20 protein-coding genes are annotated in these 20,050 nt (G+C 71.1%); 9 read left to right on the plus strand and 11 right to left on the minus strand.

Annotation, left to right across the window (positions count from 1 at the left end):
• The first annotated feature begins 40 nt into the window (after positions 1-40).
• From AB0J58_RS27820 to AB0J58_RS27845, 6 genes are all read left to right on the plus strand, one after another.
• On the plus strand, positions 41-1,201 hold the full coding sequence (locus tag AB0J58_RS27820) for an acyl-CoA dehydrogenase family protein (RefSeq protein ID WP_364220781.1): 1,161 nt from the start codon (positions 41-43) through the stop codon (positions 1,199-1,201).
• A 42-nt stretch (positions 1,202-1,243) separates the two neighbouring features.
• On the plus strand, positions 1,244-2,548 hold the full coding sequence (locus tag AB0J58_RS27825) for an FAD-dependent oxidoreductase (RefSeq protein ID WP_364220784.1): 1,305 nt from the start codon (positions 1,244-1,246) through the stop codon (positions 2,546-2,548).
• A gap of 26 nt (positions 2,549-2,574) precedes the next feature.
• Positions 2,575-2,766 (plus strand): ferredoxin, encoded by a 192-nt coding sequence (locus AB0J58_RS27830; protein ID WP_364220787.1) that lies wholly within the window; start codon positions 2,575-2,577, stop codon positions 2,764-2,766.
• Positions 2,763-3,986: an FAD-dependent oxidoreductase gene (locus tag AB0J58_RS27835; protein ID WP_364220790.1), complete on the plus strand. Its 1,224-nt coding sequence runs from the start codon at positions 2,763-2,765 to the stop codon at positions 3,984-3,986. Before AB0J58_RS27830 ends, AB0J58_RS27835 begins: the two co-directional genes overlap by 4 nt.
• 19 nt (positions 3,987-4,005) lie before the next feature.
• Positions 4,006-4,716 (plus strand): nitroreductase, encoded by a 711-nt coding sequence (locus AB0J58_RS27840; protein ID WP_364220793.1) that lies wholly within the window; start codon positions 4,006-4,008, stop codon positions 4,714-4,716.
• A 152-nt stretch (positions 4,717-4,868) separates the two neighbouring features.
• On the plus strand, positions 4,869-5,513 hold the full coding sequence (locus AB0J58_RS27845; protein ID WP_364220796.1) for a lysoplasmalogenase: 645 nt from the start codon (positions 4,869-4,871) through the stop codon (positions 5,511-5,513).
• Positions 5,514-5,614: 101 nt separating this feature from the next.
• Here AB0J58_RS27845 and AB0J58_RS27850 read toward each other — a convergent pair whose 3' ends face one another.
• Both AB0J58_RS27850 and AB0J58_RS27855 read right to left on the minus strand, forming a co-directional pair.
• Complete coding sequence (locus AB0J58_RS27850; RefSeq protein WP_364220799.1) at positions 5,615-6,517, minus strand: dioxygenase; 903 nt, start codon at positions 6,515-6,517, stop codon at positions 5,615-5,617.
• A complete protein-coding gene (locus tag AB0J58_RS27855) occupies positions 6,514-6,732 on the minus strand; it encodes a fumarylacetoacetate hydrolase family protein (protein ID WP_364220802.1) in 219 nt (72 codons plus the stop codon). Before AB0J58_RS27855 ends, AB0J58_RS27850 begins: the two co-directional genes overlap by 4 nt.
• Before the next feature lie 4 nt (positions 6,733-6,736).
• On the opposite strand from AB0J58_RS27855, the gene AB0J58_RS27860 reads away from it, so the two are divergent.
• Positions 6,737-7,153, plus strand: coding sequence for a hypothetical protein (locus tag AB0J58_RS27860; RefSeq protein WP_364220805.1), 417 nt, complete (start codon positions 6,737-6,739; stop codon positions 7,151-7,153).
• On the opposite strand, the gene AB0J58_RS27865 is transcribed toward AB0J58_RS27860, so the two are convergent.
• From AB0J58_RS27865 to AB0J58_RS27885, 5 genes are all read right to left on the minus strand, one after another.
• A complete protein-coding gene (locus AB0J58_RS27865) occupies positions 7,102-7,542 on the minus strand; it encodes an OsmC family protein (RefSeq protein WP_364220808.1) in 441 nt (146 codons plus the stop codon). The genes AB0J58_RS27860 and AB0J58_RS27865 overlap by 52 nt on opposite strands.
• A 167-nt stretch (positions 7,543-7,709) precedes the next feature.
• Complete coding sequence (locus AB0J58_RS27870; protein ID WP_343978110.1) at positions 7,710-7,970, minus strand: DUF1876 domain-containing protein; 261 nt, start codon at positions 7,968-7,970, stop codon at positions 7,710-7,712.
• Positions 7,971-8,074: 104 nt separating this feature from the next.
• Positions 8,075-9,193, minus strand: a complete 1,119-nt coding sequence (fbp, locus tag AB0J58_RS27875) for a fructose-1,6-bisphosphate aldolase/phosphatase (RefSeq protein WP_364220811.1) — start codon at positions 9,191-9,193, stop codon at positions 8,075-8,077.
• A gap of 209 nt (positions 9,194-9,402) precedes the next feature.
• Positions 9,403-9,834: an Hsp20/alpha crystallin family protein gene (locus tag AB0J58_RS27880; RefSeq protein WP_343978104.1), complete on the minus strand. Its 432-nt coding sequence runs from the start codon at positions 9,832-9,834 to the stop codon at positions 9,403-9,405.
• 334 nt (positions 9,835-10,168) lie between these two features.
• Entirely contained in the window at positions 10,169-10,624 is a 456-nt protein-coding gene (locus AB0J58_RS27885; RefSeq protein WP_364220814.1) for a MarR family transcriptional regulator, read from the minus strand.
• A 145-nt stretch (positions 10,625-10,769) separates the two neighbouring features.
• Between AB0J58_RS27885 and AB0J58_RS27890 the strand changes: the two genes are divergently transcribed.
• Together AB0J58_RS27890 and AB0J58_RS27895 are read left to right on the plus strand one after the other, a co-directional pair.
• Complete coding sequence (locus AB0J58_RS27890) at positions 10,770-12,209, plus strand: MFS transporter (RefSeq protein WP_364220817.1); 1,440 nt, start codon at positions 10,770-10,772, stop codon at positions 12,207-12,209.
• A 184-nt stretch (positions 12,210-12,393) separates the two neighbouring features.
• Positions 12,394-14,235, plus strand: coding sequence for a protein kinase (locus tag AB0J58_RS27895; protein ID WP_364220820.1), 1,842 nt, complete (start codon positions 12,394-12,396; stop codon positions 14,233-14,235).
• A gap of 199 nt (positions 14,236-14,434) precedes the next feature.
• Here AB0J58_RS27895 and AB0J58_RS27900 read toward each other — a convergent pair whose 3' ends face one another.
• Genes AB0J58_RS27900 through AB0J58_RS27915 form a run of 4 tightly spaced genes read right to left on the minus strand, consistent with a single transcriptional unit; the run spans position 14,435 to position 20,039 of the window.
• Positions 14,435-15,598, minus strand: coding sequence for an acyl-CoA dehydrogenase family protein (locus AB0J58_RS27900; protein ID WP_364220823.1), 1,164 nt, complete (start codon positions 15,596-15,598; stop codon positions 14,435-14,437).
• Positions 15,585-16,784, minus strand: coding sequence for a CoA transferase (locus tag AB0J58_RS27905; protein WP_364220826.1), 1,200 nt, complete (start codon positions 16,782-16,784; stop codon positions 15,585-15,587). Before AB0J58_RS27905 ends, AB0J58_RS27900 begins: the two co-directional genes overlap by 14 nt.
• Before the next feature lie 40 nt (positions 16,785-16,824).
• Complete coding sequence (locus AB0J58_RS27910; protein WP_364220829.1) at positions 16,825-18,291, minus strand: glycerol kinase; 1,467 nt, start codon at positions 18,289-18,291, stop codon at positions 16,825-16,827.
• A complete protein-coding gene (locus AB0J58_RS27915) occupies positions 18,288-20,039 on the minus strand; it encodes a glycerol-3-phosphate dehydrogenase/oxidase (RefSeq protein WP_364220832.1) in 1,752 nt (583 codons plus the stop codon). The genes AB0J58_RS27910 and AB0J58_RS27915 overlap by 4 nt, the downstream gene beginning before the upstream one ends.
• Positions 20,040-20,050: the final 11 nt, after the last annotated feature.

Raw genomic sequence — 20,050 nt, forward strand, 5'->3', positions numbered from 1 at the left:
TCTATTTTAAATTAGAGATAGTGTCAGGGATGGGGACGAGATGGCGGGATTCATCGTCGACAGCGAGGAGCACGCCCTGCTCCGGGAGAGCGTCGGCAAGATCGCGGAGCGGTACGGCCACACCTACTTCGCCGACCGGGCGCGTGCCGGAGGCAGGGTCGACGAGCTCTGGACCGAGCTGGGGGAGAACGGCTTCCTCGGCGTGCACCTGCCCGAGGAGTACGGCGGCGGCGGAGGCGGCCTGGCCGAGTACGGCGTGGTGCTGGAGGAGCTGGCGGCCCACGGCATGCCGCTGCTGATGGGGGTCATCTCGCCCGCCATCACCGGCTCGATCGTCTGGCGGCACGGATCGGCCGAGATGAAGGACGAGTGGCTGCCCGGCATGGCGGCCGGGACGAAGAAGATGGTGTTCGCGCTCACCGAGCCCGACGCCGGCTCCAACAGCCACCAGGTCACCGCCGGCGCGCACCGCGACGGCGACGGCTGGCGGCTGACCGGCACCAAGTGCTACATCTCCGGCGTCGATGAGTCCGACGCGCTGCTGGTGGTGGCGCGGGACGGCGAGCCCGGCCCGTCCGGGCGCGCCCCGCTCTCGCTGTTCGTGGTGCCCACCGACGCGCCCGGCCTGCGCTTCCAGCAGATCGTCACCGAGCTCGTCGTCCCGGAGAAGCAGTTCACCGTCTTCTTCGACGACGTGCGGATCGGTCCCGAGGCGCTGATCGGCGAGGCGGGGCGGGGCCTGCGCCAGGTCTTCGCCGGCCTCAACCCCGAACGCATCCTGGCCGCCTCGCTCAGCAACGGCATCGGCAGGTACGCCCTGGACAAGGCCGCCCGCTACGCCCGCGAGCGGCAGGTGTGGTCCACCCCGATCGGTGCCCACCAGGGGGTCTCGCACCCGCTCGCCGAGTCGTACATCGCCGTGGAGCTCGCCAGGCTGGCCACCGCCCGCGCCGCCGAGCTGTACGACTCCGGCCAGGACGCCGCCGAGGCGGCCAACATCGCCAAGTTCGCCGCCGCCGACGCCTCGCTGAAGGCACTCGACCAGTCGATCCAGACGCACGGCGGCAACGGGCTCTCCCGGGAGTACGGGCTGGCCGACCTGTGGTTCGCGGCCCGGCTGCTGCGCACCGCCCCGGTCAGCAGGGAGATGGTGCTCAACTTCATCGCCCAGCACAGCCTGCGGCTGCCCAACTCCTACTGAGGCGCGTTCCGTCACCGACACGAGCACGAAAGAGGTTCACCGATGCACGACTTCGACGCCCTGGTGATCGGGGCGGGGGCGGGCGGTCTGTGCGCCGCCGCCAGACTCTCCCACCTGGGCTACCGCACTTTGGTGGTCGAGCGGCTGGACCGGGTCGGCGGCCGGGCGTCCACCTACGAGATCGACGGCTTCAAGGTCAACAACGGGGCCATCGTGCTGGAGCTCGGTGGCGTCACGGAGGAGACCTTCGCGACCGTCGGCGCGCCGTACGACGTCCGCATGCCCTCACCCCCGCTGCTCTACCGGATCGGCGGCAAGGACATCGACGTGACCGGCGGCGGCTGGGGGTTCCTGCTCGGCAAGCTCACCCGCCAGGGGGCCAAGCTGGTCAAGGGCCTGGGCGCGGCCCGTGAGGACAGCGGGCTGCCCGAGGCCGAGCTCAGCACCGCCGAGTGGGTGTCGAAGTACACCGGGAACGAGAACGTGCACGGGATGTTCCGCAACATGTGCGGTTCCATCTTCGCGGTCGGCTCCGAGGAACTGCCCGCCCGGGTCTTCCTGACCTACTTCACCCGCAAAAGCGCCTTCAAGAAGTTCGGCTTCCACCCCGAGGGCACCATCGGCGCCTGGCGGGCGCTGGCCGACGTGGTGACCGCGAACGGCGGCGAGGTCTGGCTGGACAGCGAGGTACGGTCGCTGACCGTCACCGACGGCCTGGTCACCGGCGCGGTGATCTCCCGTGACGGCGAGAGTGTCGAGGTGGGCTGCCGGATCGCGATCAGCAACGCCGGACCGGCGGCGACCGTCGAGATGGTCGGCGCGGACGACCTGCCCGCCGACTACCGCGAGGAGGTGCGGCGCAAGGATCGCCCCTGCGCGATGATCACTGTGAACATCGCCAGCCAGGAGCGGCTCATCGAGGCTCAGGGCATGCTGAGCTTCGGCAAGACCCGGCGGCTGTGCTACATCGCCAACTTCACCGACCTCTGCCCGGAGATGGCGCCGCCGGGCTGGCACCTGTACTCCGCCTCCGGCGTGCCCAAGCCAGCCGTCGGCGACTTCGACGAGCGGGCCGAAACCGAGCTGATCATGGAGGACCTGCGCGAGCAGGTGCCCGGCTTCGAGCGGGCGCGCGTGCTGTCCACCGTGGTGACGCGTGACGGCTGGCCGCCGCAGCGTGCCGTGGCCGGCTTCGACCTGGCCCCCACCACGCCGATCCGGAACCTGTGGAACGTCGGGGACGGGGTCAAGGAGTACGCCAACGGCGGCACCACCGCGTGCGCCGAGACCGCCAAGCTCATCGTCGAGCAGATCACCGAGCGCCACTCCGTCGGCGCCGGCCGCTGAGCCCGCGTCCCACCGAAGGAGGAACAATGAAGATCGTCGTCGACTACGCCAGGTGCACCGGCCTCGGTATCTGCGAGTCACTGGCACCCGGCGTCTTCGAGGTCGATGACTCCGGTGACCTCGTCGTGCTGACCGAGAAGATCTCCGCCGACGATCTCGAAGGGGTCCGGCAGGCGATCGAGGGCTGCCCGACCGAGGCCCTGCGGCTGGAGCCATGAGCGAGCGGCACCTCCTGGTCGTCGGAGCCTCCCTGGCGGGTCTGCGGGCGGTCGAGGCCGCCCGCAGGAGCGGTTTCGACGGCCGGATCACCCTGATCGGCGCCGAACCCCACCTTCCCTACGACCGGCCGCCGCTGTCCAAGGCCTTCCTCGACGGTGCGGACCTGCCGGCCTTCCGCGGCGAGGAGGTGCTCCGCGAGGAACTGGGTGTCGAGCTCGCGCTCGGCGCCGAAGCGACCGCGCTGGACACCGGCACCGGGACCGTACGGGCCGGAGGGCGGGAGTTCGGTTACGACGCCCTGGTGATCGCGACCGGGGCGGGCGCCCGCGCCCTTCCCGGCACCGGCGGCCTGCGCGGCGTCCACACCCTGCGCACCCGTGACGACGCGCTGGCCGTACGGCGGGCGCTCGACGCGGGCGCCAGGACGGTCGTGGTCGGTGCCGGTTTCATCGGCTCGGAGGTCGCCTCCGCAGCCCGCAAGCGGGGCCTGGAGGTGACGATCGTCGAGGCGCTGCCGACCCCGCTGGTGCGCGCCGTCGGCGAGTCCATGGGCGGGGCGTGCGCCGCCCTGCACGCGCGGAACGGCACCGACCTGCGGTGCGGGGCCGGTGTGCGCGCGGTGGAGGGCGACGGCCGGGTCGAGCGGGTCGTGCTCTCCGACGGGACCGTGCTCGCCGCCGACCTGGTGGTGGCCGGCATCGGGGCGGTGCCCGCCACCGGCTGGCTGGCCGGTTCGGGGCTGACCCTCGACGACGGCGTCGTCTGCGACGAGACCCTGTTCACCGGGGCGCCGGGAGTGTACGCGGCCGGAGACGTCGCCCGCTGGCACAACCCGCTCTTCGGCCGCCAGATGAGGTTGGAGCACTGGACCAGCGCGGCCGAGCAGGGTGCCGTGGCGGCGCGCAACGCGCTGGGTCCGGCCGCCGCCAAGCCCTACTCCACGGTCCCGTACTTCTGGTCGGACTGGTACGGCGCGCGCATCCAGTTCGTCGGGGTCCCCGCGACCGACGAGGTCCGCGTCGTCGATGGTGATCCCGAGGGGGAGCGCTTCGTCGCCCTCTACCGCGAGGGCGACCGCCTGGTCGGCGCGCTCACGCTGAACGGCCAGCCCCAGATCATGAAATATCGCGGATTGATCATGCGAGGCGCCTCCTGGGCGGAGGGGCTGGAGTTCGCCGACCGCCGCCGGGCCGCGGCCGCGGTCAGGGAGAGCGTGTGAGAGAGCACGAGGAGTGCCGGTGACCGTCGAAGAGACCGGGCAGGGCGATCAGGTCGGCAGGCTGGACGAGGCGCTGGAGCGGATCCTGACGGCTCGGCACAGCTGCCGCGCCTTCCACCCCGATCAGGTGCCGGCCGAGCTGATCGAGCGGATGTTCGCCCTTGCCCAGCGCACCGCCTCCTGGTGCAACTCCCAGGCCTGGCAGGTGATCCTGACCAGTGGTGAGGCGACCGAGAGGTTCCGTGCCGAGCTGTACGCCGCCGCCTCTACCCGGCCGATGCGCTCGGACATCCCCGGACCCGAGGAGTACCGCGGCGTCTATCGGACGCGGCGGCGGGAGGCGGGCTACGGCCTCTACAACAGCCTGGGCATCGCCCGCGGGGACCACGAGGCGCGCGACCGCCAGCTCCTGGAGAACTTCCGCTTCTTCGGCGCGCCCCACGTCGCGGTGATCACTTCGGACCGGTCGCTCGGCCCCTACGGCTACATCGACTGCGGTGGTTATGTCGCCACCCTCCTGCAGGCCGCGGAGAGCCTGGGCATCTCGGCGATCCCGCAGGCCGCGATCGCCATGCAGTCCGACACCGTGCGCGCGCACTTCGAGATCCCCGACGACCGGGTGATCGTCTGCGGCGTCTCCTTCGGCTACTCCGACGCCGGGCACCCGGCCAACTCCTACCGCGTGGGCCGCGAGGAGCCGGCGAACGTGGTCGACTGGCGCGGCCGGTAGCGGGCGCCGGATACCCGGCCGACTCGCGCCGCGGTTCGCCTTGACTCCGTCGGGCACGGCGGGCCGTACGGAGAACGCCGCCCGGCACCCGGGTACCGCCGAAAGGCGACGGGCGCCTTGGGCCACCGGGCGGCAGGCCCTAGCATCCAGATGTGCAGAATGATGTTCTAAGGGCTGGAACGCTCTCACGCGCCCTGCCGGCCGCCTTCTGGCTCTGTTCCGCGGTCCATCTGGCGCTGGTCGCCGTCGGCGAAGGCCCGATGAACTCCGTGACCAAGGCGCTGCTGATGCCGCTGCTCGCGGCCTGGGTGCTGGCGCGGCGGGGACCGCGCCTGCTGGTGGCGGCGCTCCTGCTCTCCTGGGGGGGCGACGTGGCCCTGGAGATCGACGGTCTCTTCATCGCGGGCATGGTCCTGTTCGCCGGGGCGCACGTCTGCTACGTGACCTGTCTCGTCCGCGAGGGGGCACTTCGGGCGGTGCGCCGCCGCCCGGCGATCCCGGTGGTCTACGGCGTCCTGTGGGCAGGGATGATCTTTCTCCTCTGGCCGGGCCTGGGCGACCTGCGCCTGCCGGTGGCCGTCTACTCACTGCTGCTGACCGCCACCGCGGTGACCGCCGCCGGTCTCGGCCCGCGCATCGGGACCGGGGGTGCCCTGTTCCTGCTCTCCGACGCGCTGATCGCGTTCGGCCTGGCGGACCTTCCACGCCCGCCGATGACCGGCCTGGTGATCATGGCTACCTACGTCGCGGCCCAGTACCTCCTGGCCTCGGGCATCGTCGATCGCCTCCGTGACTGAAGTGGCCGCACAGCCGGCGGCGGATGCCCCTCCGTCGGAGAGGCATCCGACCGGCCCGCTCCGGGGAGATCGTCACCGGCAGGGCCCGCGGTTCTCCGTGATCACCTTTTCATCTCCGACTCGGTGGCGAGCCTGATGTCGAACGTGACGTCCAGGTAGGGCCCGTCCATCCCGTACCGCTCGATCGAGGCCTGGTCCTCGCGCGGCTCGAAGTCGACGACGATCTCCGGCTTGACCGCGAAGGCGGCGTCGGAGTCCAGGTAGGGGTCGTCGTCGACGAACACGTGGGTGGTCAGCGTGTGATGCCCGGCTGCCTCGACGCGGATGTGAAGATGGCCGGGGCGCATGGGATGACGTCCCATGGCGCGGAGCATGTCGCCTGCCGGACCGTCCATCGGCACGGGGTAGCTGGCGGGCTTCACGGTGCGAAACCAGTACTCGCCGTTCTCGTCGGTGGTGAACAGACCGCGCAGGTTGCCTTCCGGCTGCTCGGCGTCCTGGGTGTCGTAGTGGCCCTTGTCGTCGGCCTGCCACACGTCGAGGATCGCACCCGGCAGGCGGTTCCCGTGGCAGTCCTGCACGGTGCCGTGGATCACGGCGCTCTCGGCCCGGCCCCATTCGGGGCCCGCGGCGATGAGGTCACCCAGTTCGCGCGGCGGAGCCACGGAGTGGAAGGGGCCCTCCACCGAGCTCGGCGTCATGTCGGCCGGTCCCTGGTTGTTCACGTCGTCGACGAGCGTGGTCAGTCCCAGCATGTCCGAGAGCAGGACGAACTCCTGCCGGGTGGGCGTGCAGAACGAACCGGTACGTGCGAGGAAGGCGAGTCCCGCCTCCCACTCGGCCGCCGTCGGCCGCACGTCCTCGACGAAGCCGTGCAGGTGACGGATGAGGCTCTCCATGATGGTCATCAATCGGGTGTCCGCACCCTGGAGCTGGCCGACGACCTGCTCGGTCATGGGGTGACTGCCGGCCGGGCCGCGCCCGGAGCCCATGGTCTCACTCATGCCCAGTCCTCTGCGCTCGCTGTGTTGATCACTGGAGTACGGGCGCCGCTCGGCTTCCCGACCTCCACCTCGACCACGTCGCCGTCGTGCAGCAGCCGCGGGGGTGTACGCGGGTAGCCGATCCCGGACGGCGTTCCGGTGGCGATGACGGCGCCGGGCCGGAGCGTGAACGTGCGGCTTTCGAACGAGAGAATCGTCCCTGCTGAGAAGATCATCTTATTGGTCGAGGAGAACGAGGGTATCCGGCTCGTCAAGAAGCCGGGCGAGGCGGGTCGCTCCGCGGAGTTCTTCGGCCCGGACGCCGGCGGTGAGCAGGGCTGGGCCGCGCCGGCCGGGCCGCTCGACATCCTGGCCGACAACGCCGGCACCGGCCTGGGGGAGAGCGAACCCGGGGTGCCGATCGCCCTGGCCGGGGTGAACGGGATCTCGTGCGTGATCGTGGGGCACGACCGTCGCGCCGCACAAGGCCCGCCAGTGGTCGTGGTGATCGACACGCCGGGTGCGGCCGGCTCGGCACGTGCTGTCGGCCGCGCTCGGGCCGACCCGCGGCCCGAGAACGTGCCTGGCTCAGGTCACCGATGGCATCAGGTCGTTTCGATCGCCTCCATGACCGCTCCCTCCTCGGTGCGGACCTGAAGGGTGATCTCCGGCGGCAGCCGCAGCGAGTTGTGCACGGCGCTGTGCTCCACGACGGTGGTGAACGATTCCCGAAGCCCTTCGGGAAGGCCGGGAGCGTCGACGACCAGATCGATTCGGCCGACCCGTGCCGGACGCAGCTCCAGGTCGTAGTGGGCGGTCACGGTGACGCCGGCGGGCAGCTCACATCGGTGAAGGTAGCGTTCGGCGCGATGGGCGACGCAGGCCGCGAGACTCCCGACGAACAGCTCGACCGGGATGGGGCCGGTGTCGCCTCCGCCGAAGTCAGTGGGCTGGTCGACACGGATGGTGTGGCGGCGTATCCGAACGTCGAAGCGGCCGCCGCCGTGCCAGGTGATCTTCACCATTCCGTTCCGGTTCTGCTTCATGGGTGACTCCACGGGTGTGTTCAGGTTCCGTAGGTGGAGCACGTGGATCTCATCGCCCCGAGATGGCCCCTGTGTGTCGACAGGTGAAGGGCGCGCACCGTCCGCGGATCGTGGCCGAGGCGGACGGTGCGGTCATGCCGATCCCGGTGGCCCGAGGCGAGGGGCCGTCACCATGAGGTGGGCCCGGCGGCGACCTGGGCGATGTCCTCCGCGGTGACGGTGCGCAACCTTTCCGCCAGGTCGGCCAGCGCGCGGGCGACCGCGAGCTCGTCGCCGATCTCGGGGACCGACTGGTCGACCGGGTTGCGACGCGCGTGACCGATCCCGGTCAGGTGGGTGTCGTCCTTGGTGGTCAGTAGCGCCCGGGCGGAGGTGTCATCGCCCTCTTCGGTGATGTAGATCTGCACGGTCCATTGCTTGGCTTCCATGGAAGGAACCTCCGATCGAACGGGTGTTCGCGGTGTCGTGCCCCCGAGTGCGCGGCGGGCCGATCGGACGCCGATCGCCCGGGATGACCGGGCGGTCGCGTGGATCATCCGACGGGTGTCGCGATCTCGGTGGTCATCGGGGTCCAGCGGTTCGCGAGCCGCTGGGCGAGAGCGGGCATGGTGGTGCACTCCAGTTCCGACAGTGGCAGCCGGTGCGGTTCGAACGGGCCGTGGCGGCGGAGATAGTCCATGATCTCGGCGGCCTGGGCCCGTGCGCCGTCGAAGGCCGGATCGTCGAACATGTCGCGCGGGCCGATCAGCTTCCCGTCGTGGATCTGGAATCCCAGCGCGACCACGCGCGGCGGGCCGTCGAACCGGGACGGGTGCGCCTGCCGGACCGGGACCGGCAGGAACGGCGCGTGGTGCGAGCCACGCATGCAACCGGCGACCGTGTACGGGAAGGCGAAGGGTTCCAGTGCCTCGCCGACCGCCGGCAACCCGGACTGGCAGCGGACGATCATCACCGGGTCGTCCTTGCCGACGTACTTGCCGGCGATCAGGGACAGCCGCTGGGTGCTGGTCGTGGCCGCGGTCTCACCCAGGGTCTTGGAACGGACGCCGTGGATCACGTAACGGGCCGGGGCGCCGATGTACATCAGCATGTCGTACAGGTCGGCCGGGCAGTCGAAGACGATGCGCTTCTCCTCGTACAGGTCGTAGACCTCGAAGCCGAAGCCGGCGTGCATCTTTCCGTCGATGACCAGGCCCGCGGTGTTGAACGGGTCGGCGAACATCTTGTACAGCGGCAGGTTCCACGCGCCCGGCTCGGTCTTGTCGGCCAGGAAGCACAGCACCGGCTCTGACGGGCGCTCCTCGAACTCCAGTTCCGCGTACCCGGGACCCATGCCCCGCAAATTGCCGGAGAAGGCGTCCGACAGCAGGTCCTGGCCGGCGCCGTACAGGCCGAGTCCCTTGGCGATGTGGGTGGTGGCCTGGAAGGTGTCCCAGGCGAAGGAGTGGATGAGCCCCGCGTCGGCGCCGTAGGTGTGGGTCATGATGAGCGAGATGTCGTCGCCGCAGCTGGCGACCTGGCCGTCGATGAGCAGTCCCGAGGCGGTCGCCCGGTCGATCTCGCGACGGGCCTCGGCCATCATGTTCGGGTGCACCGCGGAGTGGCCGACGAACCCCCCGGTGTCGGCCTTGATGACACTCAAAGTGATCATGATGATCCCCCCGTGGGTTGTCCTGCTTCCACGCTGGTCAGGGGCCTTGCGGATGGATAGGGCAGAAGGCCCCGGCCGGGCGGGACTTCCGTACCTGCTTGTGGGTGTGCTCGGGCGGCCCGCGACCGGTGATCTGCGTGCGGAGGATCCGCCGCGCTCCGCGGATCATGGGCGGACCCGCGTCACGTCGAGCGGGCCCGCCCGATCCGTCAGGACTCTTGCCGAGGCGTGGACTCGATCTGGATGTGCTTTTCCTGCTGTTTGGTGTCGGCGAGTTTGACGCTGACCTCCAGAACCCCCTTGTCGTAGGAGGCCTTGACGTCGTTCTCGTCCACGTCGCTGGGCAGCGTGATCGACCGGGTGAAGGAGCCGTAGCGGAACTCCGTCCGCTGCTGGTCCCTCTGCTCGTCACGCCGCTCGGCGTGGATGGTCAGGAGACCGTTGGACAGGGTGATGTCGACATCCTTGTCGGGGTCGATTCCCGGCAACTCGGCCCGCAGTACGTAGCGATCGTCCTTGACGTAGTCCTCGAACTTGATGGGCTGCGCCGCCGGCGACTGCAGGGCGGCGAGGGGCATGTCCAACCAGTTGAACAGTTCGGGGACGAGACCTCGCCGTTCGCGGATCATCGGCATGCTCATGGTGTCCTCCTTGTCTACCGAGGTCTTCCCATACCTCCATCACACCACCGGGCAGGACTCGGGATAACAGTCAGAGGTCCCTAAACACGTAGGTCTTTTGGCCGCCGCGCCCGACGCCGGAAAGCCGTCGACGCCCTTCGAACCGTGGCTCGGGCGCGATTCGAGGCGGCACCACCAGATCGCGGCGGTGGCCTGGGCCGAGGCCGCGCCGTCGGCGGCCGCGGCGCTGGGACGAGGGCTGTCGGCCGGAGGTCTTCTCGCGGAGCCGGGTGTGGTGCCCGAGGGGCCAGGACGGCCCTGACGGGAAACCTCGGATGGCACCACCGGCAGGCGGTCAGGGACGGGGCCAGGGGCGGCCGGTGAGACGTTCGATATCGGTGTTGAACCGTTGGAGGCAGGCGGCGAAGGTGGCGACCTCCTCGGGCGTCCAGTCGTCCAGCACCTTGTCCATGCTGCGGACGATCTCGTCGCGCTGGCACCGGAGGCGGCGCTCGCCTTCGGCGCTGATGCGGAACTTGCGGGCGATGCCCCCGTCGGGGTCGGGGATGCGTTCGACCAGCCCGGCGCGGAGCATGGCCGAGGTCTGCCGGTTGAGGGTGGAGGGGTCCAGGTCGAACGCCTCGCTGAGCTGCCCGATGGACATCGGGCCGACGAGCTGGATGCGACTGAGCAGGACGTAGGCGCTGCGGTCCAGGTGGTCGCCCTCACGTTCGGCGCGGGACAGGGTCAGGTGGTAGTACCGCCCGAGCAGCATGGTCTCGTACTCGATCGAGTGTGTGGGCTTCTCCAAGCCGATCCCTCTCCAGACTTCCTCGCGTCCTGTTCCGCCATACGAGCGCGCATCGGTGGTCGGTGTGTATCACCCCATTTTATGCATCAAGCACATTATGTGTATCGTACACATCGCCTTATTTGTCCAGACAAGGGAGATCCACGTGGACGACTCCACGTCCACCACCCGCCCCGGTGGGATCGTCGGTGTGCTGGCGGTGGCCGGTATCGTCGCCTCGCTCATGCAGACCCTGGTGGTGCCGCTGATCGGCGAGCTGCCACGCATATTGCACACCGACGCGGCCAACGCCTCCTGGGTGATCACCATCACCCTGCTGGTCGGGGCGGTGGCCGTCCCGGTGATCGGGCGGCTCGGCGACCTGTACGGCAAGCGCCGGATGATGCTGGCCTGCTCGGTGCCGATCATCGCGGGCTGCGTGACCTGCGCGCTGGCCGACTCGGTGACCCAGATGATCATCGGGCGAGGTCTGCAGGGCATGGGCATGGGCATGATCCCGCTGGGCATCAGCGCGCTGCGGGACCTGCTGCCGTCCGAGCGGGTAGGCCCCGCGATCGCGCTGATGAGCTCGTCCATGGGCATCGGCGGAGCGCTCGGGATGCCGGTCGCGGCGGCGGTCGCCGAGTACGCGAGCTGGCGGGTGCTGTTCTGGGGCGCGGCCGCGCTGAGCGTGCTGGTCGCCGGCCTGATCTGGCTGCTGGTGCCCGCCACGCCCGCCCGGACCACGGGACGCCTCGACGTCGTCGGCGCGCTCGGCCTGGGCATCGGCCTGGTCTGCCTGCTGCTGGGGGTTTCCAAGGGCGCGGACTGGGGCTGGGCGAGCGGAACCACCCTCGGGCTGTTCGCCGTCGCGCTGGTCGTCTTCGTGGTGTGGGGCTGGTGGGAGCTGCGAGCCGGTGACCCACTGGTCGATCTGCGCGTCACCGCCCGGCGCCCGGTACTGCTGACCAACGTGGCCTCGATCGTGGTCGGATTCGCGATGTACGCCCAGGCGCTGATCGTGATCCAGATCCTGCAGCTGCCCGAGGCCACCGGGTACGGTCTGGGCCAGTCGATGCTGGCCGCCGGCCTGTGGACGGCCCCGTCGGGCCTGATGATGATGGTGGTCTCGCCGCTGGGCGCGCGGCTGTCGGCCGCTCGCGGCCCCAAGGTCACCCTGGTCACCGGCAGCCTGGTCATGGCGCTCGGGTACGGCTCCTCGATGGCCCTGCTCGGGACGACGTGGGGCCTGTTGATCGTCACCTGCCTCTGCAGCATAGGCGTCGGACTGGCCTACGGCGCGATGCCCGCCCTGATCATGGGTGCGGTTCCCCGGTCGGAAACCGCCGCGGCCAACAGCTTCAACTCACTGATGCGCTCCATCGGCACCTCGGTGTCAGCCGCGGTGATCGGTGTCGTCCTCACCCAGATGACCATGCGGCTGGGCGGGCACACCCTGCCGTCCGAGAGCGGCTTCCGCACCGGGCTGCTGATCGGCTGCGGCGTCGCGCTCGTCGCCGCGGCGATCGCCTCCGCGATCCCGGCGCGCCGGGCCGACTCCCCGGCCGAGGACGCCGTCACCGCCGAACCGGCGACCGTGTCCTGACGCCTCCACCGAGGACTCCGCCGTTCCGCCCTCGAACGCGCGGAGCGCCTTGAGCACCCGGACAGGGGAGCCGCGCCGAGAAGCGGGTCTGTTGACATCGCCGCCGACGGTTTGAGCCGGTGCAGAACTTTGCGGAGGTGGACGGCGTCTCATCGAAGGAGTAGATGAGGCGAGGGGGCCAGCGATGATCGACGCTCTTCAACCGGGTGATCCGCAGCGGCTGGGGGAGTACTGGCTGGCCGGTCGGTTGGGGGCCGGGGGGCAGGGGGTGGTCTACGACGCCTACGACGAGGACGGGACCCGTGTCGCGATCAAGGTTCTGCACAGCTCCGGCGGTGCTTCGCAGTATCTGAAGGAGGTGCGGGCGGCCCAGCGGGTCGCGTCGTTCTGCACCGCGAAGATCCTCCAGGCGCGTCTGGAGGGTCCCAGGCCGTACATCGTCAGTGAGTTCGTCAACGGGCTGAGTCTGGGCCGGGTCGTTCAGGACGGTCGTCGCTTCCAGGGCGATGACCTGCATCGGCTGGCGATCGGGGTGGTGACCGCGCTGGTGGCCATCCACGAGGCCGGGATGATCCATCGTGATCTCAAGCCCGACAACATCCTGCTCGGCCCCGACGGCCCGCGACTGATCGACTTCGGGATCGCCCGGACCGTGGAGATGTCGCTGACCCCCATGGGGATGCCCGTCGGCACCCCTCCGTACATGGCGCCGGAGATCTTCGAGGGTAGGCGGGCCGGAGCGGCGGCCGATGTCTTCTCCTGGGGGGCGATCGTGTTGTTCGCCGTCACGGGCGAGCACGCCTTCCAGGCCGATTCCGTTCTCGGGGTGGCTCGTCGGGTGCTTACCGCCGATCCTGATCTCGGTATGTTGCCGGAGTCGCTGCGTACGCTGGTTGGTGCGGCGCTGGCCAAGGACCCGCTCGCCCGGCCGACGGCCCGCGCCATCCTGTCCGTCCTCATCGACGGCACACCGGACACCCCCGGCGACCTGATGGCGGCGGGTAGCGCGGAGGCCGGGCCACCGGCCCGGTGGGAGCCGATCGATCCGACCCTGGGCATGATCGCCGAGGATGCCTACACCTCCCTCACCCCCGAGGAACGCGACCGTGTTCCCGAGGTCTTCCTCCGCCTGGTGACGGTCGGCGACGACGGCGACCTGTTGCCCCGGCCGGTCCCGCACGCCGAACTCTTCGACGGGCTGACACCTCCGGAGGAGCGGGTGCTGCACAACATGCTCATGGCTTTCCGTGACCTGGTCACCCACGCCGATGAGCGGATCACCCTCGCCAGGCCCGCGGTGCTGAGGGCCTGGCCTCGGCTGCGCGGCTGGCTCGACACCGAGCGCGACGGCCTGCCCGTCCATCACCGGATCCGGCAGGCCGCGCAGGCGTGGGAGGCCCGCGGCCGGCGACCAGGAGACGTGCTCGGCGGCGGAGTTCTGGAAGAGGCCCTGCTCTGGGTCACCACAGGCCATCGGCATCTCGTACTGAACCGGCTGGAGACCGAGTTCCTCAACGCCGGCACCCGCGCCCAGACCCGCGACATCCGGCGCCGCCAGGCCCTCACCGTCTTCCTGGCCGCACTCCTCGCCGTAGCCCTGGTGGCGACGGCCCTGGCCGTACGGGCGCAGCGAGACGCCGACCACCGGCGCGACGTGGCCGTCTCCCACCGGCTCACCGCGCAGAGCGAACTCCTCGCCGGCGATCCCAGGCTGTCGGCACTGCTGGCGGTGGCGGCCTGGCGCGTCAGCCCGACCCCCGAGGCCCGCACCGGCATGCTCGCCGCCCTGAGCGACCCGGGACGCGCGATCCTGGCCGGCCACACCAACGTGGTCGCCTCGGTGCCCTTCAGTCCTGACGGACAGGCGCTGGTCACCGGTGGTCGTGACGGCGCGGTGCGCCTGCGGGATGTCGGCATCCCCGGTGATCTCCCCGCGGCGCTCTGCGCGATCGCCGCGGACTCCCTGACCCGCGAGGAATGGGCGCGGTACGTTCCCGAAGCGGACTACCGGACGCTCTGCCCGTGACACTCGCGCCCGTTCGTCCGGTGTGACGGGCGAAGATCATGGCTGTGCCGCCCGGCCCCCGGTCGTCTCCCGAGCTCTTCGGGCATCGAGATGAGCCCGTCGCCGCCCGGCGGCGGAGGAAGGCCGGAGCGCACGAAGCGGCTTGGCCGGCGAATCGTTCTTCCCGGGGAACGGAGGGTCGTCTTCGGCGCCCGGCCGGTCAGCGGAAGGCGGAGTGGCCGGTGACCGCCCGGCCGAGGGTGAGGGCGTGGATCTCCTCGGTGCCCTCGTAGGTGGCGACGCTCTCCAGGTTGACCAGGTGGCGCATCACCGGATACTCGAGGGTGATCCCGTTGGCCCCGTGCACGCCGCGCGCGACGGCGGCCACCCGCTGGGCGGCGCGCACGTTGGCGAGCTTGCCGAAACTGATGTGGGAGTGGTGGGCCCGCCCCTCGTCCTTGAGGCGGCCGATCCGCAGGGCCGTCAGGTTCGCCTGGTCGACGTCCACCAGCATGTCGGCGATCTTCCGCTGGGTGAGCTGGAAGGCGGCGATCGGCCGGCCGAACTGGGTGCGGGTCCGCGCGTAGCCGAGCGCCGCCTCGAAGCAGTCGCGGGCCGCTCCCGCGGCTCCCCACACGATGCCGAAGCGCGCCTCGGACAGGCACGACAGCGGGGCCTTGACGCCCTCGGCGAGAGGGAGCGCCGCCTCGTGCGGGAGCCGTACGCCGTCGAGGACGAGTTCGGAGGTGATTGAGGCGCGCAGCGAGATCTTCCCGTGCAGTGTGGTGGCGGAGAAACCCGCGGTGCCGCGGGGGACGAGGAAGCCGCGGATGCCGTCCTCGGCCCGCGCCCACACGACGGCGACGTCGGCGACCGACCCGTTGGTGATCCACATTTTGGTGCCGTCGAGAACCCAGTCCATCCCGTCCCTGCGGGCCCGGGTGCGCATCGAGCCCGGGTCGCTGCCCGAGTCGGGCTCGGTCAGGCCGAAGCAGCCGATGGCCTCACCGGCCGCCATGCGCGGCAGCCACTCCCGCTTCTGCTCCTCGGAGCCGAACCGGTGGATCGCCGTCATCGCCAGCGAGCCCTGGACGGACACCAGGCTGCGCAGTCCGCTGTCAACGGCCTCCAGCTCGCGGCAGGCCAGCCCGTAGCTCACCGCGTTGGTGCCCGCGCAACCGTAGCCCTCCAGGTGCATGCCCAGCACGCCCAGCGCGCCCAGGCCCCTGGCCACCGCGTGCGGGTCGGGGATGGTGCCCGCCTCGAACCAGCCGGCGACGTGCGGCCGGAGTTCGGCGCGGCAGTAGTCGCGCACGGCGTCGCGGATCGCTCGCTCCTCGTCGTTCAGGTCGCGGTCGACTTCCAGGAAATCATGCGGGTTCAACAGGGGGCCTCACTGACTGGACGGCTTGATGGATGACGCCCGCCTGCCGGAGGAGGGCGATGCGGTCGTCGGCGATGCCGAGTTCGGCCAGCAGTTCACGGGTGTGCTGGCCGAGAAGCGGCGGGGGAGCGATGTCGCGGTCGGCGGAGACGCTCTCCAGGGTGAATCCGGTGCGGATGAGCTCCAGCGGTCCGGCGGTCGGGTGCTGGAGCCGCAGGGTCACGTCGCCGGCCGTGCGGATCGCGTCCAGGACGCCCCGGATCCTGCCGGAGGGAACTCCGGCGGTGTCGAGCCGCGCGATCCATTCGTCCACCGTGCGGGTCGCGAAGACGGCGCCGAGTTCGTCGACCAGCGCGTCGCGTTCACGGACGCGGCCGTCGTTGGTGCGGAAACGGGCATCGCCCGTCAGGTCGTCGCGTCCGATCGCCGTGCACAGCGCGCGGAACAGCCGGTCGTTGCCCGCGGCGACCATGAGACGGCCGTCGGCCGCCTCGAACGCCTGGTAGGGCACCACCGTCGGGTGCGCGTTGCCGTAGGCGAGCGCCTCCTCACCCGAGACCAGCGCGCTCTGCGCCACGTTGACCAGACCGGACAGCGCCGATCCCAGGAGCGAGACCTCGACCAGCTCGCCCTGTCCCCGGGTCGCCTGGCGGTGCAGGGCGCCCAGGATCGCGACGGCCGCGTTGAGCCCGGCGAGCACGTCGGTGATCGCGACCCCGACCTTGCTCGGGGACTCGCCGGTGATGTGCATGTAGCCGCTCTCGGCCTGGATCGTCGCGTCGAACCCCGGCCGGTCGCCGCCGGGGAACCCGGTGATCGAGCAGTACACGACGCCCGGGTTCGCCTGCCGTACCGCCTCGTATCCGATGCCCAGGCGCTCGGCGACCCCGGGGCGGAAGTTCTCGATGACCACGTCCGCCTCGGCGCACAGCCGCTGGGCGACCTCGCGGCCGAAGGGGTGCTTGACGTCGAGCGCGAGGCTCCGCTTGCCGCGGTTCACCGCGAGATAGTAGGCGGCCTCGCCGCCCGCGTACGGTGGGCCCCAGGCCCGGGTGTCGTCGCCGTGCTCCGGATGCTCGACCTTGATCACATCCGCGCCGAGCTCGGCGAGGACCATGGTGGCGTACGGCCCCGCCAGGACCCGGGAGAAGTCGGCGATCCGGATCCCGTCGAGCGGACCCGTCATCGTCCCTCCCCCGGGAACCGGCGGCCGAGACCGGCTGGACTCACGACCCGAACCGCCGGGCCGCGTCCACCGCGTCGAGCCAGCGGCGGTACCCCTCCGGAGAGATCTCGCGGGGCTCGAAGACCCGGCCGCCACCTCTCACCTCGGAGATCTCGGCCGGGTCGCGCCACACCCCGCCCGCCAGGCCGGCCAGGAAGGCGGCGCCCAGGCCGGTGGCCTCGGTGGTGTCCGGCCGTACCACCGGCCGGCTCAGGAGATCGGCCTGGATCTGGCAGAGCAGGTCGTTGGACGCGGCCCCGCCGTCCACCGCCAGATGGGAGACGGGGATGCCCGCCGCACCGCTGACGGCCTCCACGACGTCGCGGATCTGGTAGGCGATGCCGTCGAGGACGGCACGGGCGAGATGGGCGCCGGTGGTGCCCCGGGTGATGCCCAGCAGGGCGCCTCTGGCCCGCGGATCCCAGTGCGGCGTGCCGATGCCGGTGAGCGCGGGGACGAAGATCAGCCCGTCGCTGTCGGGCACGGACGCGGCCAGCCGCTCGCTCTCGGCGGAGTCGCTGATCACACCCAGCCCGTCACGCAGCCACTGCACCGCGGCTCCGGTGACGAACACCGATCCCTCCACGGCGTACTGGACCGGCTCACCGGCGAGTTGCCAGGCGACGGTGGACAGCAGCCCCGCGCCGGCGGGGGCGAGTCGGTCACCGGTGTTGACCAGCAGGAAGCTGCCCGTGCCGTAGGTGCACTTCATCGCGCCGGGCGTGAACGCGGCGTGGCCGAACAGCGCGGCCTGCTGGTCTCCCGCAACTCCGCCGATCGGCAGGTCCAGCCCGAGAAAGTGGTCGGGCGCGGTGCGGCCGATGAGCGCGCTCGAAGGGACGATCTCCGGCAGTGCGGCCGGTGGCACCTCGAAGAGCTCGGTCAGCTCAGCGGACCAGCCGGCCCTGGCGAGGTCGAACAGCAGGGTCCGGGAGGCGTTGGACGGATCCGTGGCGTGCAGCCGGCCGCCGGTGAGCCGGGCCAGCAGGTAGGAGTCGACGGTGCCGACCGCGGTGCGCCCCTCTCGCACACCGGCCCAGACCTCCGGGAGGTTCCCGCGCAGCCAGGCCAGCTTGGTGGCGGAGAAGTAGGGGTCCAGCGGGAGCCCGGTGAGCTCGCGGATCCGCGGCTCGTGCTCCCTGAGCCGGTCGCACTCTCCGGCGGAGCGGCGATCCTGCCAGACGATCGCCCGGGTCGCCGGCCGCAGGGTCGCGCGGTCCCAGAGCACGACGGTCTCGCGCTGGTTGGTCAGCCCGACACAGGAGACCGGTACGGCCGCCGCGGCGAGCGCGTCCGAGCAGGCCCGCAGCGTGGCGGCCCAGATCTCGTCGGGGTCGTGCTCGACGAGGCCGGGCGCGGGAAAGTGCTGCGGGAACTCCTGGTGGCCGCGGCCCAGGACACGCCCGTCCTGCGCGACCACGAGTGAGGTGACACCGGTGGTCCCGGCGTCGATGGCCAGAACGCTCACGCGGCACCACTCCATCGGCCGGTGAGGTCGGCGAGCAGGGGGACGAGTTCGGCGTCGGCGGAGGTGTCCAGCGCCGAGTGGGTCACCTCGGCCGCGTGCGTGTAGTTCCCGGCCTGCTCGGCGGCCCAGCTCGCGGTACGGCCCAGCGCGCCGGCCAGCAGGCGGGCCACATGGGGTGCGGCGCTCACGCCTCCGTCGGCGGTCTCCAGCCCGGCCCGGCTGCGGCGGCGCAGGATGTCGTCCACGGTCATCGCGGCCTCGTGCCGTGCGGCGTACAGGACCTCGGCCGCCAGCAGTGAGGGGGTGCCCGGTACGGGTTCCAGCAGCTCCGGGTTCCGGCGGCCCAGGGTCAGCAGGGCCGGGTAGTCGGCGCCGTAACGGCGTGCCAGCCGTTCCACCGCCGTCACGGGAAGTCCGGCGGCCACGGCCGCGGAGTCGCGGCGGTTCCAGGCCTGGGCGTAACCGTTGGAACCGACCAGCCCGAGGTGCTCGGTCACCGACGGGCGGACCTTCGGCAGGCCGCGCACCACCGCGTCGACCGCGTCCTTGGCCATGATCCGGTAGGTGGTCAGCTTGCCGCCGACGACGACCACGACGCCGGGCGCGACCTCCTTGACCACGTGCTCGCGGCTGATGGCCGTGGTGGAGTTCCGGTCGGGCTGGTCCACCAGGGGACGCAGGCCGGCGTACACGCCGAGCACGTCGTCCCTGGTCAGCGGATCGCTCAGCCACTGGTTGGCCTGGTCCAGCAGGTAGCGGACGTCGGCGCCGGTGGGGAGCACCGGTCCGGGGCCGATCTCCCAGGGGGTGTCCGTGGTGCCGACGAGCACCACGTCCCCCGTCGGGATCAGGAACAGCACGGAGTGGGGCGTGCGGGCGATCAGCGCGCTGTCGAGCCTCAGCCGCTCGCGTGACACGACCAGATGCACACCCTTGGAGGCGCGGACCCCCACCTGCTGGTCGCCGAGCATCTGCTGGGTGAGCCCTGACCAGGGGCCGGTGGCCAGCACCACGCGGCGTGCGCGGACCGTGAACTCCGCACCGGTGAGCAGGTCCTCGCAGGTGGCGACCGTGTGGTCGGAGCGGGAGGCCAGAGCGCTGACCCGGACCCGGGTCAGCACGATGGCCCCCTCCCGCGCGGCCGTACGGGCGAGTGCGACGACCAGGCGGGCGTCGTCCACGTGGCCGTCGTCGTAGGCCAGCGCGCCGACGGCGGCGTCACGGCGCAACTGCGGCGCCTCGCGGAGCAGGGCGCGGTGGGTCAGGTGCCGGTGCCGGCGGAAGCCGTGCCGGTCGCCGATCCCGGCGAGCGCGTCGTAGAGGGTCAGCCCGGCGCCCACGTAGCCGCGCTCCCAGACCCGGTGGGTCAGCGGATAGAGAAAGGACATTCGCTGGACGAGGTGTGGCGCCAGGTCCTGCAGCAGGCCGCGCTCGTGCAGCGCCTCCCGGACCAGCCCGAACTCCATCTGCTCCAGGTAACGTACGCCGCCGTGGAGCAGGCGGCTGGAGTTGCTGGAGGTTCCCGAGGCAAGGTCGCCGCCCTCCAGCAGGGCCGTGGTCAGCCCGCGTGAGGCCGCGTCCAGTGCCGCGCCCGCGCCGGTCGCGCCGCCGCCGACCACCAGGACGTCCAGCAGGCCGCCGGTCAACTCGGTCAGGTCACAGTCACGGCGCAGCGGGTCGAGGCTGTCGCCCGCTCCGAAGGGCAGACCGGCCGCGAACGGTTCACGCTCTCGCTCAGAGATCATCATGTTCTGCTCCA

Source organism: Streptosporangium sp. NPDC049644, from assembly GCF_040675205.1.
GTDB classification, from domain to species: Bacteria; Actinomycetota; Actinomycetes; order Streptosporangiales; family Streptosporangiaceae; genus Streptosporangium; species Streptosporangium fukuiense.

Bases quoted from the DNA above. Each gene is read 5' to 3' on its own strand.
- AB0J58_RS27915 (WP_364220832.1), bottom strand. From the start codon at position 20,039: ATGATGATCTCTGAGCGAGAGCGTGAACCGTTCGCGGCCGGTCTGCCC.
- AB0J58_RS27820 (WP_364220781.1), top strand. From the start codon at position 41: ATGGCGGGATTCATCGTCGACAGCGAGGAGCACGCCCTGCTCCGGGAG.
- AB0J58_RS27870 (WP_343978110.1), bottom strand. From the start codon at position 7,970: ATGGAAGCCAAGCAATGGACCGTGCAGATCTACATCACCGAAGAGGGC.
- fbp (WP_364220811.1), bottom strand. From the start codon at position 9,193: ATGATCACTTTGAGTGTCATCAAGGCCGACACCGGGGGGTTCGTCGGC.
- AB0J58_RS27830 (WP_364220787.1), top strand. From the start codon at position 2,575: ATGAAGATCGTCGTCGACTACGCCAGGTGCACCGGCCTCGGTATCTGC.
- AB0J58_RS27865 (WP_364220808.1), bottom strand. From the start codon at position 7,542: ATGAAGCAGAACCGGAACGGAATGGTGAAGATCACCTGGCACGGCGGC.
- AB0J58_RS27855 (WP_364220802.1), bottom strand. From the start codon at position 6,732: ATGATCTTCTCAGCAGGGACGATTCTCTCGTTCGAAAGCCGCACGTTC.
- AB0J58_RS27825 (WP_364220784.1), top strand. From the start codon at position 1,244: ATGCACGACTTCGACGCCCTGGTGATCGGGGCGGGGGCGGGCGGTCTG.
- AB0J58_RS27895 (WP_364220820.1), top strand. From the start codon at position 12,394: ATGATCGACGCTCTTCAACCGGGTGATCCGCAGCGGCTGGGGGAGTAC.
- AB0J58_RS27850 (WP_364220799.1), bottom strand. From the start codon at position 6,517: ATGAGTGAGACCATGGGCTCCGGGCGCGGCCCGGCCGGCAGTCACCCC.
- AB0J58_RS27835 (WP_364220790.1), top strand. From the start codon at position 2,763: ATGAGCGAGCGGCACCTCCTGGTCGTCGGAGCCTCCCTGGCGGGTCTG.
- AB0J58_RS27880 (WP_343978104.1), bottom strand. From the start codon at position 9,834: ATGAGCATGCCGATGATCCGCGAACGGCGAGGTCTCGTCCCCGAACTG.
- AB0J58_RS27905 (WP_364220826.1), bottom strand. From the start codon at position 16,784: ATGACGGGTCCGCTCGACGGGATCCGGATCGCCGACTTCTCCCGGGTC.